Source organism: Streptomyces sp. NPDC033270, from assembly GCF_055576575.1.
Window position 1 is genome coordinate 188,525 of record NZ_JBVIRA010000010.1, and the last position, 15,460, is coordinate 203,984.

The 15,460-nt window shown below is 74.0% G+C and carries 15 protein-coding genes; 9 read left to right on the top strand and 6 right to left on the bottom strand.

Going from position 1 to position 15,460, the window contains the following annotated elements; genetic code table 11:
• Positions 1-26: 26 nt before the first annotated feature.
• Positions 27-1,124, bottom strand: coding sequence for a PLP-dependent cysteine synthase family protein (locus ACZ5XZ_RS16865; RefSeq protein ID WP_468978624.1), 1,098 nt, complete (start codon positions 1,122-1,124; stop codon positions 27-29).
• A gap of 303 nt (positions 1,125-1,427) precedes the next feature.
• Here ACZ5XZ_RS16865 and ACZ5XZ_RS16870 point away from each other — a divergent pair, with 303 nt between their 5' ends.
• The 6 genes from ACZ5XZ_RS16870 to ACZ5XZ_RS16895 all read left to right on the top strand — a co-directional run bounded on the left by ACZ5XZ_RS16870 (position 1,428) and on the right by ACZ5XZ_RS16895 (position 5,401).
• Positions 1,428-1,715, top strand: coding sequence for a hypothetical protein (locus ACZ5XZ_RS16870; protein ID WP_468978515.1), 288 nt, complete (start codon positions 1,428-1,430; stop codon positions 1,713-1,715).
• Positions 1,716-1,891: 176 nt separating this feature from the next.
• Positions 1,892-2,401, top strand: coding sequence for an ATP-binding protein (locus ACZ5XZ_RS16875; RefSeq protein WP_468978518.1), 510 nt, complete (start codon positions 1,892-1,894; stop codon positions 2,399-2,401).
• 201 nt (positions 2,402-2,602) lie between these two features.
• On the top strand, positions 2,603-3,238 hold the full coding sequence (locus tag ACZ5XZ_RS16880; protein WP_468978520.1) for a TetR/AcrR family transcriptional regulator: 636 nt from the start codon (positions 2,603-2,605) through the stop codon (positions 3,236-3,238).
• Between the two features lie 89 nt (positions 3,239-3,327).
• Positions 3,328-3,726, top strand: coding sequence for a (R)-mandelonitrile lyase (locus tag ACZ5XZ_RS16885; RefSeq protein WP_468978523.1), 399 nt, complete (start codon positions 3,328-3,330; stop codon positions 3,724-3,726).
• 113 nt (positions 3,727-3,839) lie between these two features.
• Entirely contained in the window at positions 3,840-4,424 is a 585-nt protein-coding gene (locus ACZ5XZ_RS16890) for a DUF4865 family protein (protein ID WP_468978525.1), read from the top strand.
• Entirely contained in the window at positions 4,421-5,401 is a 981-nt protein-coding gene (locus ACZ5XZ_RS16895; protein WP_468978527.1) for a phosphotriesterase family protein, read from the top strand. The genes ACZ5XZ_RS16890 and ACZ5XZ_RS16895 overlap by 4 nt, the downstream gene beginning before the upstream one ends.
• A gap of 55 nt (positions 5,402-5,456) precedes the next feature.
• On the opposite strand, the gene ACZ5XZ_RS16900 is transcribed toward ACZ5XZ_RS16895, so the two are convergent.
• Entirely contained in the window at positions 5,457-6,677 is a 1,221-nt protein-coding gene (locus ACZ5XZ_RS16900) for an ROK family protein (protein ID WP_468978530.1), read from the bottom strand.
• A gap of 17 nt (positions 6,678-6,694) precedes the next feature.
• On the opposite strand from ACZ5XZ_RS16900, the gene ACZ5XZ_RS16905 reads away from it, so the two are divergent.
• Together ACZ5XZ_RS16905 and ACZ5XZ_RS16910 are read left to right on the top strand one after the other, a co-directional pair.
• On the top strand, positions 6,695-8,008 hold the full coding sequence (locus ACZ5XZ_RS16905; protein WP_468978532.1) for an MFS transporter: 1,314 nt from the start codon (positions 6,695-6,697) through the stop codon (positions 8,006-8,008).
• A 74-nt stretch (positions 8,009-8,082) separates the two neighbouring features.
• Entirely contained in the window at positions 8,083-8,850 is a 768-nt protein-coding gene (locus ACZ5XZ_RS16910) for a maleylpyruvate isomerase family mycothiol-dependent enzyme (RefSeq protein WP_468978534.1), read from the top strand.
• Positions 8,851-8,946: 96 nt separating this feature from the next.
• Here the strand turns inward: ACZ5XZ_RS16910 and ACZ5XZ_RS16915 are convergent, their stop codons facing one another.
• The 3 genes from ACZ5XZ_RS16915 to ACZ5XZ_RS16925 form a co-directional block, all read right to left on the bottom strand.
• Positions 8,947-9,612 carry a response regulator gene (locus tag ACZ5XZ_RS16915; protein ID WP_468978536.1) on the bottom strand — a complete coding sequence of 222 codons (666 nt, stop codon included), beginning with the start codon at positions 9,610-9,612 and terminating at the stop codon, positions 8,947-8,949.
• Entirely contained in the window at positions 9,609-10,910 is a 1,302-nt protein-coding gene (locus tag ACZ5XZ_RS16920) for a sensor histidine kinase (RefSeq protein ID WP_468978537.1), read from the bottom strand. The genes ACZ5XZ_RS16915 and ACZ5XZ_RS16920 overlap by 4 nt, the downstream gene beginning before the upstream one ends.
• Before the next feature lie 133 nt (positions 10,911-11,043).
• A complete protein-coding gene (locus ACZ5XZ_RS16925; protein WP_468978539.1) occupies positions 11,044-12,249 on the bottom strand; it encodes a geranylgeranyl reductase family protein in 1,206 nt (401 codons plus the stop codon).
• A 178-nt stretch (positions 12,250-12,427) separates the two neighbouring features.
• Here ACZ5XZ_RS16925 and ACZ5XZ_RS16930 point away from each other — a divergent pair, with 178 nt between their 5' ends.
• A complete protein-coding gene (locus tag ACZ5XZ_RS16930; protein ID WP_468978541.1) occupies positions 12,428-13,789 on the top strand; it encodes a M20/M25/M40 family metallo-hydrolase in 1,362 nt (453 codons plus the stop codon).
• A gap of 108 nt (positions 13,790-13,897) precedes the next feature.
• On the opposite strand, the gene ACZ5XZ_RS16935 is transcribed toward ACZ5XZ_RS16930, so the two are convergent.
• Positions 13,898-14,932 (bottom strand): NUDIX hydrolase, encoded by a 1,035-nt coding sequence (locus ACZ5XZ_RS16935; RefSeq protein ID WP_468978543.1) that lies wholly within the window; start codon positions 14,930-14,932, stop codon positions 13,898-13,900.
• Between the last annotated feature and the right edge of the window lie 528 nt (positions 14,933-15,460).

Below are 15,460 nucleotides of genomic sequence, written 5' to 3' on the forward strand. Positions count from 1 at the left end.
GGCGGCCGGCACCGGGGCGACGGGCCTCAGGAGGGCCAGGACCCCGTGGCCAGGAACTCCTCGATGGTGCGCGCGTACGGCGTGATGTCCAGCCCCTGGGAGGCCAGCCAGTCGTCCGAGTAGTACTTGTCGAGGTAGCGGTCGCCGGGGTCGCACAGCAGCGTGACCACCGATCCCGTACGGCCCTCGGCGACCATCTCCGCGACGATCTTCAACGCGCTCCACAGGCCCGTACCGGTCGAGCCGCCCGCCTTGCGGCCGATCGCCGCCTCCAGGGCGCGTACCGCGGCGACGCTGGCGGCGTCGGGAACCTTCATCATCCGGTCTATGGCGCCGGGGACGAAGCTCGGTTCCATGCGGGGCCGCCCGATGCCCTCGATGCGGGAGGCGGTGGCGCAGTCGGTCTCCGCGTCGCCGGTGAGCCAGCCGTCGAAGAAACAGGAGTTCTCCGGGTCGGGGACGCAGACGCGGGTGTCGTACTGCATGTAGTGGACGTAGCGGGCGATGGTCGCGGAGGTGCCGCCGGTGCCCGCGGTGGCCACGATCCAGGCCGGTTCGGGGTAGCGCTCCAGGCGCAGCTGCTGGTAGATCGACTCGGCGATGTTGTTGTTGCCGCGCCAGTCCGTGGCCCGTTCGGCGTAGGTGAACTGGTCCATGTAGTGGCCACCGGACTCGGCGGCGAGCCGGGCGGAGACCTCGTAGACGGTCCGCGGGTCCTGGACCAGATGGCAGCTGCCGCCGTGGAACTCGATCAGCCGGGTCTTCTCCCGACTGGTGGTGGCCGGCATCACGGCGATGAACGGCACCCCGATCAGCGAGGCGAAGTAGGCCTCGGACACCGCCGTGGAGCCGCTGGAGGACTCGATGACGGGCTTTCCCGGGCGGATCCAGCCGTTGCACAGCCCGTAGAGGAACAGCGAGCGGGCCAGCCGGTGCTTGAGGCTGCCGGTGGGGTGCGTCGACTCGTCCTTGAGGTAGAGGTCGATGCCCCACTTCTCGGGCAGCGGGAAGCGCAGGAGGTGGGTGTCGGCGGTGCGGTTGGCGTCCGCCTGCACCTTGCGGACGGCTTCTTTGAGCCAGCTTCGGTAGTCCGGATCCGAGCGGTCGACATCGACGGTCGGCATCGGGGCCCCGGCCGCGGACTCGTGGTCGGGCCGGCTCTGCGGCTGCTGTGCGGTGCTCACCGGCGCGCTCCTCAAGAGGGGTTCCAAGCCCGCGCACTACGCCGGGCCGATTCCGACTATAGCCACCCTCCGCACGCTTCTCACCTGCATAAACATCACTTTGGGATACCCCAAGGACGCCCTGGGAAAGGGCTGTTGCACCCGCCGGGCACCAGGGGCACTGGTGCACCGGGCGAGGTCGCGGCAAACTTCCCACAAGGGGCGGTGGAGGGCACCTGCCCGTCTCACGAGGAGGTGCCGGCGATGGCGGAGCCGGAGTTCAACGCGACCGGCGTACGGATCGAGCGGTGGCTGCGGTCGCTGACCCGGGCCGGCCAGGTCGTCATCAGAGACGGCCGGCTGGCGCTGCTGACCAGCTACGGCACGGAGATAGACAGCGCCCCGCTGCAGGCCGTACAGGCCCACAAGCCGCTGTTCGCGGCGCGGGACCGGGCGCTCGCCACACTCAACGGGCACCGTTATTCGCTCACGCTCGGCGCCCCGGAGCTCTTCTTCAAGGCCCTGGAGGCGGCGCGTCCGCCACGCCCCTGAGCGCCCGACCGGGCCGAGGCGGTGCGGTTGCGGGAGCGCACCGCCTGGCCGACCCTGGAACTCGTATCACTGAGGGTTCACCAGCGGTGACGTTGTGGTGCAGCGGGCATCGTTGGATCCGGTCTTCGCCCCTGCCAGGCACGAGGGGCGCCCGACCTCATCAGGGAGTCGCGGTCGTGATCAGGCAGCCCAGCAGGCACTGCACGGTGGAGCTCCAAGCCGTTCCGGCTCACATCGGCCAGGTGCGCACCATCGTCTCCGCACAGCTGCGGCACTGGCGTCTCGACGACCTGGTCGACCCCGCCGCGCTCGGCGTGACCGAACTCCTGGCCAATGTCCACCGGCACGCCCGCCCCAGCAAACAGTGCACCGTCGAACTGCGCCTACTCCTGGACCGGTTGACGGTCTCGGTGCACGACGAGGACCCCCGGCTGCCCCACCTCCGCACCGCCGGCAGCTGGGAGACCTGCGGACGCGGTCTGGCGCTGATCGCGGCGCTCAGCGAGAGCTGGGGAATGCGCCCGGACGGCAGCGGCAAGGTCGTGTGGTTCACCCTTCCGGCCCTGCCCGCCACCCCGGAGGAGATGCGCGCGGACCACGCGCACTGGGAGCCGCTGTCGCTGGGGGACGACGTGCGGACGACGGCCGACACCCGTTCCCGGACACGGGGAGCGCGGGTCGGCTGACGCGCTCCCCGGCCGCAGGGGGTGCCCGGCGCGACCGGGGACGGTCAGGCCGCGCCCCCCTTGGGGCGTCGGGAGTGCGAGGAGTACGCGGGGAGCACGCGGGGCGGTAGGCGGCCGTCCGAGGCGTGGCAGTAAGCAGCCGTCCCGGGCCTCTTCGGATCCTTGTTGATCTCTGTAACTACTAGTATGTACAGTGCCCGTATGAGCACTCAGGAACGTCCCGGCTCTCAGGAGCGGCTCAGCACTCAGGAGCGGCTGGTGCGAAGCACTCAGGAACTCCTCTGGGAGCGGGGGTACGTCGGCACCAGCCCCAAAGCGATCCTGGAGCGCGCGGGCGTGGGCCAGGGCAGCATGTACCACCACTTCTCCGGCAAGTCCGACCTCGCGCTGGCGGCGATCCGGCGCACCGCGGAGGGCATGAAGGAGACGGCCCAGGAGTGCCTGTCCGCCCCGGGTACGGCGTACGAGCGGGTCGGGGCGTATCTGCTGCGCGAGCGCCAGGTGCTGCGCGGCTGCCCGATCGGCCGGATGACGCAGGACCGCGATGTGGTGCTGAGCCCCGAGCTGCGGGCGCCGCTGGACGAGATGTTCGACTGGCTCCGGGGCCGGCTCGCCGAGGTCCTCGCCGACGGGCAGCGGCGCGGCGAGCTGGCCGCGGGCCTGGATCCGGTGGCCACCGCCGCCACCGTCGCGGCCGTGGTCCAGGGCGGCTATGTGCTGGCCCGCGCGGCGGATGACACGGCGCCGTTCGACGCGGCCGTGGAGGGCGTGCTGGCGCTGCTCGCCACACAGGTCGTCCGCCCCTCTCCCCCGGCCCACCGGCCCGACAGCCCGTAAACCGATGGCCCGTCACGAACCACAGCAACCAACCAGCAACCGGTAACCCGTCACCCGTCACCCGTCACCCGTGAAGGAGTGCACCCGCCATGGAGATCACCCGAGAGCGGCCCGCCAGCAGGCCGGGGCCCGCCGCGCAGTTCACCGGGACCGTCTGGCTCGATGAGATCGCCGCCCCGCCCGCGCCCTCCCGCCTGCGCATGTTCAGCGTGCACTTCGCGCCCGGCGCGCACACCGCCTGGCACACCCACCCGCACGGCCAGGTCCTGCACGTCACCGAGGGCGCCGGTCTGGTGCAGCGCGCGGGCGGCCCCGTCGAGCCGATCCGCGCCGGGGACACCGTCTGGATCGCGCCGGGCGAACGGCATTGGCACGGCGCGGCGCCGGACACCTTCATGACGCACCTGGCGACCGTCGAGGCCGCCGACGACGGCACCACCACCGAGTGGGCGGAGCGGGTCGGCGAGCGGGAGTACCCGGGCGGGTGACGGCCCGCCGCGCAACCGCGACCGCGACCGCGGCCCCCGGCACACCACCGACGGCGACCGGACCACCGGCCTCGCCCTCTCCTCCCCACCCCGCACCCGTACGGAGCCTCCTCATGCACGCCATGCAGTACGCGATCACCCTGCCCGCCGACTACGACATGCGGATCATCCGGAACCGGGTGAAGTCAAAGGGCCACCTCCTCGACGGCTTCGAGGGGCTCGGCCTCAAGGCGTACGGAGTCCGCGAGCGCGGCGTCGACGGCTCGCCCGTCAACCAGTACGCGCCGTTCTACCTCTGGGCCGATCCGCAGGCCATGAACCGCTTCCTCCTCGGCGACGGATTCCGCGGTGTGGTCCGCGACTTCGGGCGGCCGGCGGTCCAGCACTGGCAGGGGCTGTTCCACCGGCCGGGCCCGGCCGCCGGGACGACCCCGCGCGCCTTCACCCGCCGGACGGAGTCGCTCGACGAGCATGCCGACGTGGCCGCCGTCACCGACCGGGCGGTGGCCGCGCACGAGGAGCTGGCCACGATGGAGGCGGTGCACACCACCGCGCTGGCTCTCGACCCGCGCCGCTGGGAGCTGGTCCACTTCACCCTCTGGGCGGACGCCGCCCCCCGGGCCGCGGGCGACCGCTACGAGGTGCTGCATCTGTCCGCTCCGGGCACCGGCCGGCTGGGGGCGGGGCCGCAGTGGTGACCTCGCACCCCGCGGCCCCCGCCGGCCCCGCCTTCCCCTCCGCTCACCCCGCTCCCGCCGTCCGCACCGTCCTCGGCGACATCGCGCCCGCCGACCTCGGCGTCTGCGACGCACACGACCATCTCTTCCTGCGCAGCCCCCTGCTCCCCGGCCAGGAACTGGCCGACGCGGCGGCCGCGGCGGCCGAGCTGAGCGCCTTCCGCGCGGCCGGCGGGGCGGCGGTGATCCAGTGGACGCCGTACGGCATGGGCCGGGGCGCGGCCGAACTCCCGCGTCTGGCGAGGGAGTCGGGAGTGCGGATCGTCGCCGCCACCGGGCTGCACCAGGCGGCGCACTACACCCCCGAGCTGCTGGACCGGATCCGTCCGGATCTGGCCGGGCTGTTCGTCGCCGAGCTGACCGAAGGGATCGGCGAGGGCGGCCCGCGGGCCGGGATGATCAAGGTGGCCGGCGGCTTCCACGGCCTGGACCGGCACACCCGGTACACCATGGCCGCGGCCGCCGAGGCCCAGCACGCGACCGGCGCGGCCATCGGTGTCCATCTGGAGCTGGGCACCGGCGCACCGGACGTGCTGGAGCTGCTCTGCGGGGAGTTGGCGGTCCCGCCGGACCGGGTGATCCTCGGCCATCTCAACCGCGCACCGGACCCCGTGGTCCACCGGGCCGCCGCCGAGGCAGGGGCGTACCTGGCCTTCGACGGCCCCTCGCGCACGCACCACGCGACCGACTGGCGGCTGCCGGAGGCACTGGCCGCACTCGCCGACGCGGGCTTCGGGGACCGGATCCTGCTCGGCGGCGACACCACGACGGCCGGCGCCAGGTCGGTCGACGGCGGCCCGGGTATGCCACATCTGCTGCGCCGCCACCGGGAGCGGCTCGAACTGACCCTGGGCAAGGACCTGGTGACGCGGTGGCTGACCACCAACCCGGCGCGGGCCTTCGCCGCTACGTGGGCACGGACGGGCGGTGGCGGCTGACGGACCTCCGGGCGACCACGACGGGCGGGCCACCGCCCCGGACGTGCCCGACGGGCTACCGCTCGACCACGGCCAGCGGATCGTCCAGCACCGGCTGCCAGGCCAGCTCCGCCGCGCCCACCAGGCTGTTGTGGTCGAGGCTGCACGGCAGGATCGGAATCCCGCCGCTGCGCCCCCACAGGCTGCGGTCGGCGACCACCGCACGCAGCCGCTCCGGGTCGGCCTCCAGCAGGGCGCGGTGCAGCCCGCCGAGGATGACGCGGTCGGGGTTGAGGATGTTGACGAGCCCGGCGATGCCGAGCCCGAGGCGGTCGATCAGGAGGTCGGCCGCGGCCCGTACGCCCGGGTCGGTGTACGCGTCCCTGAGCAGCTCGGCGGCCTGCTGGAGCAGCGAGACCTCCGGTCCCGGTTCGCGGCCGGCCGCGACGAGGAAGGCGAGCGGATCCGCCTCGACGTCCAGGCAGCCGCGGCTGCCGCAGTGGCAGGGCGCTCCCTCGGGGTGGACGGTCAGATGGCCGACCTCCAGCGCCAGGCCCGAACTCCCGCTGTGCAGCCGGCCGTCGAGCACCAGCGCGCCGCCGACGCCGCGGTGCCCGGAGGCCACGCAGAGCAGGTCGCGGGCGCCCCGGCCGGCACCGTGGCGGTGTTCGGCCAGTGCCATGAGGTTGACGTCGTTGCCGGTGAAACCGATCGTCTCGGTCACGCCCGGGATGCCGGCCTCAGTGAGCGAGCGCAGGAAGAGTTCGCGGACGGGGGCGCCGGAAGGCCAGGCGAGGTGCAGCGGGTTGAGCGCCTCGCCGTCCGGTTCCGCGACCGCGGAGGGCACCGCGAGGCCGGCTCCCAGGCAGCGCCGGCCGGTCTCGCGCAGCAGGTCCGCGCCGGCCGCGACGACGTCGGCGAGGACATGGGCGGGATCGGCGGGGATGGTGCCGCAGCCGGCCGAGGTCGCCACGATGCGGCCCCCCAGGCCGACCAGCGCGACCCGGAACCCGTCGGCGTGGATCTGCGCGGCGAGTACGACGGGGCCGTTCTCGTTCACGAAGAGCCGGTGGGAGGGGCGCCCTTGGGAGCCGGCCGAGGCGGTCGGCCGGGAGTCGACGGTGATCAGGCCGAGGGCTTCGAGCTCGGCGGCCACCGCGCCCGCGGTCGCGCGGGTCACGCCGAGTTCGGTGGTCAGGACGGCGCGCGTGGGCGCGCGTCCGGTGTGTACGAGCTCCAGTGCGGGTCCGAGGGCGCCACGGCCCCGCTCCAACCTGGTTGTCCGAGTCTGGGTCACACCCCTATTCTGACTTTGTGCCGACGCTAAACAAAATACGGAGGGTCCTCACCCGGGACCACAGCTCCCCAGCGACCGATCGACACCCCCGATCACGCCGATCCCACCACCCCCGCCGACACCCCCTCCACCTCCCCCACCTCTCCGACCTCCCCGACCTGACCCGCCTGCGCATCGCCCTCACCGCGTTCTTCGCCATGGACGGCTTCCTCTTCGCCGGATGGGTCGTCCGCATCCCGGCCATCAAGGCCCAGACCGGAGCCGGCGCGGGCGCACTCGGCCTCGCGCTGCTCGGCGTGTCGGCGGGTGCGGTCGCCTTCATGCTGCTCACCGGACGGCTGTGCCGGCGCTTCGGCAGCCACGCCGTGACGACCGCCTCCGCGGCCGCCCTCGCGCTGAGCATCGTGCTGCCGCCGCTCACCCACTCGGCGACCGCCCTGGGGCTGGTCCTGCTGGTCTTCGGCGCCGCGTACGGCTCCCTCAACGTCGCGATGAACAGCGCCGCCGTCGACCTCATCGCCGCCCTACGGCGCCCGGTGATGCCGAGCTTCCACGCCGCCTTCAGCCTCGGCGGCATGCTGGGCGCCGGGCTCGGCGGGCTGCTCGCGGGCCACCTCTCCCCCCTCGTCCATCTGTCGCTGCTCGCCGCGATCGGCCTGCTGGCGACCGCCGTTGCGGGGCGCTCGCTGCACCGGCACCCCGCCCCCGTCGTGCCCGAGCGGATGCCGGCGGCAGCGGAGGACCGCGCCGGGGCCACCCGCGCGGACCGGGGGCGCGGTCCGGGCCGCCTGGTCCTCGTCTTCGGTCTGATCGCCCTGTGCACCGCGTACGGCGAGGGGGCGATGGCCGACTGGGGCGCGCTGCACCTCTCGCAGGATCTGGCCGCCGGTCCAGGTGTGGCCGCCGCCGGATACGCGGTGTTCGCGCTGGCCATGACCGTCGGACGGCTGTCCGGGACCGCGATGGTGCAGCGCTTCGGTGCGGCCCGGTCGCTGATCGCGGGCGGGACGACGGCGACCGCGGGCATGCTGCTCGGCGCGCTCGCCCCCACCGCCTGGTCGGCGTGCCTCGGCTTCGCCGTCGCGGGTCTCGGGCTCGCCAACATCTTCCCGATCGCCATCGCCCGGGCCGGCGAGGCGGGCGGGGCGGACGGCGTCGCCGTGGCGTCCACGGTCGGCTACGGCGGGATGCTGCTCGGCCCGCCCGCCATCGGGTTCCTCGCCGAGGCGTTCACCCTGCCCGTCGCGCTGACCACACTCGCCCTGCTCGCCGCGGTCGCGGCCGCGATCGCGTATGCGACCCGCGGCGCGCACCGCACCGCTCGCCACTGAGACCCGGGCGCCTGGACGGGACGGCCCCGCCCCGCGGAGGTCGGCTGTCAGTGGCGGCTGGCACACTCAGGGGCATGGAGATCACTGAGTTCGTCGAAACGCTCCGACTGGACGGGGGCCTGCTCGCCGACGCCGCCGAGGAGGCGGGGCCGGAGGCCTCGATCCCGGCGTGTCCCGACTGGCGGATGCGGGATCTGGTCCGCCACGTCGGGCGGGTCCACCGCTGGGCGACAGGGATCGTGGCGCAGGGAGCGCAGCAGCCCAGCCGTCCCGCCGAGGCGCCGGACCTGGCCGACGACGAACTGGTGGGCTGGCTGCGCGAGGGCCACCACCACCTCGTCCTCGCGCTGCACAACGCCCCGCAGGACCTGGCGGCCTGGTCGATGTGGCCCGCGTCGTCGCCGCTCGCGTTCTGGGCACGCCGCCAGGCGCACGAAACATCGGTGCACCGCGTCGACGCCCAGCAGGCGATCGGCGCCGCCCTGACCCCCCTCCCCGCCGCCTTCGCCGCCGACGGCGTCGACGAACTCCTGACGGGCATCCACTCCCTCGACCGCAGCCGGCTCCGTACGGACCTGCCGCGGACGCTGCGGGTGCGCGGCAGCGACGCCCCCGGCGCCGACTGGACCGTCCACCTCTCCGAGGCGACCCCGCGCGTGGTGCGTACCCCGGCCGACGCCGGCGCGGACGGCCCCGAGCCCGCGAAGCCCGCCGACTGCACCATCGAGGGCCCGGCCGAGGAGCTGTACCTGACCCTGTGGAACCGCCTCCCCTGGGACGCCCTGACGATCACCGGCGACAAGGCCCTGGTCGAGCTCTGGCGGGAGCGCGGGGGGATCTGAGGCCGGGGCGCTCCTCACCCTCCAGGTGGTGCGGACGCCGCGGCGCCGGTCGGGGCGGTCGGGCGGCCGCCCCGACGTCGGGGACGTCGGGTGGGGTCAGCCAAGCCAGCCCGGTCGGACCAACCCCGACTCGTAGGCCAGGACGACGAGTTGGGCGCGGTCGCGGGCGCCCAGTTTGATCATGGCGCGGCTGACGTGCGTCTTCGCGGTGAGCGGGCTGACGACCAGACGGCGGGCGATCTCCTCGTTGGTCAGACCGATGCCGACCAGGGCCATCACCTCCCGCTCCCGGTCGGTGAGTCCGGACAGCGCGCCGGCCGCGGCGGGTTCCTTGGAGCGGGCCGCGAACTCGGCGATCAGACGGCGGGTGACGCCGGGCGAGAGCAGCGCGTCGCCGGCGACGACCGCCCGCACGGCCCGTACGAGCTCTTCCGGCTCGGTGTCCTTGACCAGGAAGCCGGAGGCCCCGGAGCGGATCGCCTCGAAGACGTACTCGTCCAGCTCGAAGGTGGTCAGCATGACGACCTTCACGTCGGCCAGTTGCGGGTCCTCGGTGATCCGGCGGGTGGCGACCAGGCCGTCCAGCACCGGCATCCGGATGTCCATCAACGCGACGTCCGGGCGGTGCGCGCGCGCCGCTTCGACCGCCTGCCGCCCGTCCCCGGCCTCGGCGACCACCTCGATGTCCGGCTGCGCGTCCAGCAGCACCTTGAAACCGGCCCGTACCAGCAGTTGGTCGTCGGCGAGCAGTACCCGGATCACGACTCCTCCTCGGTGGCGGCGGTCCGGTTCACCGTATCCGTGGCCGGGGCTCGGCCCTTGCCCGTCGCCTGCCCCTTCTCCAGCGGGATGCGGGCGAGGACGCGGAAGCCGCCGTCCGGGCGCGGGCCCGCCTCGACGGTGCCGCCCAGCGCCGCGGCCCGCTCCCGCATCCCGACCAGGCCGTTGCCGCCGCCGGCCGGGTGCGGGCCGGCGGTGGCCGGGCCGTCGTCGTCGACCTGGATCTCCAGTGCTCCGGGAGCGTGGTGGAGCAGCACCCGCGCGGTGCGGGAACCGGAGTGGCGCACGGTGTTGGTGAGGGCTTCCTGGACGATGCGGAAGGCGGCGAGGTCGGTGCCCGGCGTGAGGACGGCGGGGGTGCCCTCGGTGGTGAGGTGCACGGTCAGGCCGGCGCTCTCGGCCTGTGCGGTGAGTTCGGGCAGCCGGTCCAGGCCCGGGGCGGGGGCACGCGGGGCGTCGCCCGGGGTGCGCAGGGCGTCGAGGACCTGGCGGACCTCGCCGAGCGCCTCCTTGCTCGCGGCCTTGATGGTGGTCAGCGCCGTGCGCGCCTGCTCCGGGTCGCTGTCCAGCAGCGCCAGCCCCACGCCCGCCTGGACGTTGATGACGGAGATGCTGTGCGCGAGGACGTCGTGCAGCTCGCGGGCGATCCGCAGCCGCTCCTCGTCGGCCCGGCGGCGTTCCGCCGCGGCCCGCTCGGCGCGCGCCTCGGCGATCTGCTCGCGGCGCACCCGCACGAGCTCGGAGAGCGCCACCACCGCCACCGCCCAGGCGGTCACGAACAGCTCCTGGCCCCAGGGGGCGGGCCCGTCGTGCGGGGGCGGCAGCACGCGGTAGAGCCAGTGCGCGACCAGGAGATGGGTGGCCCACACCCCGCCCAGTGCGCACCAGGCGACCTTGCGGTGTCCGGCGACGATCGCCGCGAAGGCGCCGAGGGCGAGGGGGAGGAAGACCGGTCCGTAGGGATAGCCGGCCGCGAGGTAGGCGGCGCTGGTCGCGGCAGTGCCGAGCGCGACGGTGCGCGGGTAGCGGTGCCGGAAGAGCAGCTGGGCCGCGCCGACGGCCAGGAGGGCGCGACCGAAGGGGTCCAGCGCGACGCGGTCCGGCTGGCCGCGCCCGGCGAAGCCCGAGCCCACCATGACGACGACCGTCACCGCGAGCGTCGAGAGCCAGGGCAGCCGGGCGGCCCACCGGCCGCGCGGGGTGTCGGACGGGACCGACAGCCACCGCTCCCACACCGGGCCGAGGCAGCGCCGCGCCCACGGCGGCCGTGTGTTCTCCATGCCGTCACGCTAGGGCCTGACGGGACGCGGCGGCGTCAGCCGGGCGCGGTGCTCCGGCGTACTCCCGCGGGAGTACGGGGGTACGGGAGCCGAGGCCGACCGCCTGGCCACCGGTCACCGCACCGCCCGGACCTCACCGCCGGTCCAGGGACTCCAGCGCCCGTCGCGCCACCGAGTGGGTGCGCACGATCTCGGCGAGCGTGGTCGTGCCACGGGTGATCTTCGCGAAGGCGTGCCAGGCCGGCCGGAAGCTCGTGACCGCGGCGTGCACCAGACCGGGGCGGCGGGAGAAGACCGTGAGCAGCCGCCGGCCCACGCCCATCTCCACACCGAGTCCCGCCTTGATCGCGAAGGCGTAGTTGAGGGCCTGGCGGCGGGCGTCGACCGCGTCATGCGCCTCGGAGACGCGCACCGCCCACTCCCCCGCGAGCCGGCCGGACCGCAGCGCGAAGGAGATGCCCTCCCGCGTCCACGGCTCCAGCAGCCCGGCCGCGTCGCCGCACACCAGCACCCGGCCGCGGGACAGCGGCGAGTCATCGGCGCGGCAGCGCGTCAGATGCCCGGACGAGATGCTCGGTTCGAAGCCTGCCAGGCCCAGCCGGCCGATGAAGTCGTCCAGATAGCGCTTGGTCGCCGCGCCCTCGCCGCGGGCGGAGATGACGCCGACGGTGAGGGTGTCGCCCTTGGGGAAGACCCAGCCGTAGCTGCCGGGGATCGGGCCCCAGTCGATGAGCACCCGGCCCGCCCAGTCCTCGGCGACCGGCTCGGGCACCGGGATCTCCGCCTCCAGCCCCAGGTCGACCTGGTCGAGCTTGACCCCGACGTGGGCCCCTATCCGGCCCGCGCTGCCGTCCGCGCCGACCACCGCCCGCGCCAGCACCACCTCGCCGTCGCCCAGCACCACCGCGACGGTGCGCCGGTCCGGCACCTCGGCTCCGTGCTGCTCGACCCGCGAGACCGTGACGCCGGTACGGACCGTCGCGCCCGCGTCCTTGGCCGACTCCACCAGCCGGGCGTCGAACTCGGGGCGGTTGATCAGGCCGAACAGCATGTTCTTGGAGCGGCGGGTGCGGGTGAGCTTCCCGTTCAGCGAGAACGTCACCGCATGCACCCGGTCGCGCAGCGGCAGTTCGAAGCCGGGCGGGAGGGAGTCCCGCGAGGGGCCGATGATGCCGCCGCCGCAGGTCTTGTAGCGGGGCAGTGGTGCCTTCTCCAGGAGCAGCACCCGGCGTCCCGTACAGGCCGCGGCATGCGCGGCCGAGGCGCCCGCCGGCCCCGCGCCCACCACCACGACGTCCCACACCTGCTGGTTGTCCTCCGCTGCCCGCTCGCTGCTCACCTGTGCTTCTGCTCCCGTTCGATGCCTGGCTGCGCGTACCGCCCGCATCCTACGGGCCGCTCTCGCGCGAAGGCCCTGTGGGAAGATCGGTGGCACCCATGCCCGTACCTCCGGCCCGTCCGGCTCACGAGGCCCGGACGGCCCGTACCGACAACGCCGCGCCCACAAGGAGCGTTCCATGTCTGACAGCCCGCTCGCGCAGACCGTCGCCGCACTGCAGCCCCGCGCCAGGACCGAGCTGGCCGAGCTGGTGGCCTTCAAGTCGGTCGCCGATCCGGACCAGTTCCCCCCGAGCGAGTGCGAGGCGGCCGCCGACTGGGTCGCCGGCGCGCTGCGGGCGGACGGGTTCCGGGACGTGGCGCTGCTGGACACCCCGGACGGCACCCGTTCCGTGTACGGCTTCCTGCCCGGCCCGGCCGGCGCCCCGACGGTGCTGCTGTACGCGCACTACGACGTGCAGCCGCCGCTGGACGAGGCCGCCTGGCTCTCCCCGCCGTTCGAGCTGACCGAGCGCGACGGCCGCTGGTACGGGCGCGGCGCGGCGGACTGCAAGGGCGGCCTGGTCATGCATCTGACGGCGCTGCGCGCGCTGAAGGAGCACGGCGGCGTCCCGGTCAACGTCAAGGTGATCGTGGAGGGTTCGGAGGAGCAGGGCACCGGCGGCCTGGAGCGGTACGCCGAGGCGCACCCGGAGCTGCTGGCCGCCGACGCCATCGTCATCGGTGACGCCGGCAACTTCCGGGTCGGACTGCCGACGGTGACCGCGACGCTGCGCGGGATGACGCTCGTACGCGTCCAGGTCGACACCCTGGAGGGCAATCTGCACTCCGGCCAGTTCGGCGGCGCGGCCCCCGACGCCCTGGCGGCGCTGATCCGGATCCTGGACTCGCTGCGCGCGGAGGACGGCTCGACGACGGTGCGGGGGCTGGCCTCGGACGCCGCCTGGGAGGGGCTGCAGTATCCGGAGGAGGACTTCCGCAAGGACGCCAGGGTGCTGGACGGCGTCGAGCTGATCGGGAGCGGCACGGTCGCGGACCGGATCTGGGCCCGGCCAGCCGTCACGGTGCTGGGCATCGACTGCCCGCCGGTCGTCGGCGCCACCCCGTCCGTCCATGCGGGCGCCCGGGCGCTGGTGAGTCTGCGGGTGCCGCCGGGCACGGACGCCGCGGCGGCGACGAAGCTGCTGGCCGCGCATCTGGAGGGCGCCGCGCCGTGGGGCGCGCGGGTCGCGGTCGAGCAGATCGGGCAGGGGCAGCCGTTCCGCGCGGACACTGCCAGCCCGGCGTATGCGTCGATGGCGGCGGCGCTGCGGGAGGCCTACGACGGCCAGGAGATGCAGACGTCCGGTATGGGCGGCTCGATCCCGCTGTGCAACACCCTGGCCGGGCTCTACCCGGACGCGGAGATCCTGCTGATCGGCCTGAGCGAGCCCGAGGCGCAGATCCACGCGGTCAACGAGAGCGTCTCGCCCGAGGAGCTGGAGCGGCTCTCGCTGGCGGAGGCGCTGTTCCTGCAGCGGTACGCGGACAGCCGGGCCTGACGTCCCGTTCAGCAGACGCCTGCGGGCGGCTCCTGAGGGGTGCGAGAAGCCGATCGGGCGCCGCGGCCGGACTCCCTCCGGGCGCGGCGCCCCTCCCCGGCCGGCGCGTCAGCCGACGGGGACGCCGGCCTCCAGGTGGAGCGGGCAGCCCCGTTCCCGGGCGCGCAGTGCCCAGTGCAGGCGGTTCCAGCGCACCGGGGGCAGCAGCTGCTCGGCCTCGGCCTCGGTGACGAAGCGCCAGTCGCGCAGTTCGGCGCCGGGCAGCAGCAGCTTGCCGATCCGCTCCTCGGTCAGGGTGCCGCCGTCGTAGAGCAGGCGCAGGCCGCCGAAGCCGGGCGGTTTGGGGGCCTCCCAGTCCAGCACCAGCAGCCGGGGCGGGTGCGGCAGTTCGATGCCCAGTTCCTCGGCGACCTCGCGCACACCGGCGTGGGCCGGCGCCTCGCCGCGCTCCACGACGCCGCCGGGGAACTCCCAGCCGGCCTTGTAGGTCGGGTCGACCAGCAGCACCCGGTCCTGGTCGTCGAAGAGCAGGACGCCGGCCGCGAGCGTCTCGGCGGTCGGTTCGGGTGTCTGCACGATGTCGCAGGCGCCGGCCCCGGCGCGGACGGCCTCGGCGACCCGCTCGGCGGTCTGCCGGGGCGTCAGCCGGGTGGTGTCGACGACATGCGCGTCATCCGTGAGCCACGGCAGCGCCTCGGCGTACGGCCCCAGGTGCGCCAGGCTCCAGCGGCGGATCGAGGCGTTGGCCCCGTCGTCGCCCGGCGTCTCCTCGCGGTGCGCTATCCGCGCCCGCAGGATCGTTTCCTCCGCATGCAGCAGAACATGCCGCACGGGTATCCGGCGGGCGGCGAGGGAGCCGAAGATCTCGTCGCGGTACTCCTGGCGCAGCAGCGTCATCGGCGTCACCAGCGGACCCGGCACCTCGGTGAGCAGCGCGGCCGCGGTGTCGGCGACCATCCGCCGCCAGGCCGGCAGGTCCTGGTAGTCGTCGACCTCCTCGAACCGCTTGGCCGGCAGCATCAACCGCAGCCCGCTGCCGAGGAGTTCGGGGTCGTAGAGCGTGCTTCCGGGAAGCAGGTCGAGCAGTTCATGAGCCGCAGTGGTCTTGCCCGCACCGAACGTGCCGTTCAGCCAGACGATCACGGTTTCCCCTCTTCCCTAGACCCAGGTGAGTTGCCCGCAACACCCTGCCACGGAAACGCTCGGGACCACGGGCCGCACAGGCGGCCGGGAACGTTGTGCATGCGACCACCTGCCCGGCCAGGGAGACTTCGCGTACCCATGGACGCGCCAGTGGAGACATACGTCGTGAGGAGGATGCCGGTCTCGTATCCCCCGCCGCGACGCCCCGGCAAACAAGCGCTCCCCAGCCCCTCCTGTACCGAAACCCTCACCCGCACAGCGGGTGCCCGCACCCCGTCGGCATACGGGAGGCCGCATATGACGGCGGCGCACCACACGGCCGCAGCGTCCGCCGGGACATCCGACGTCCCGCCCCTTCCCTCGTGGGCAGTTGAGCCTCTGAACGCTGACCGGGGCATGCTCCCGTCTTCGCCGATGGAACCAAACAGAACCGAACGCGCACGTGAGGCCTTCACTCCGAACAGCTGGGCCCGTCAAAGGTTTTGGCAGGCAGAGGAGGAAGCGCCGCACCCCTCTTCCAACAGACTC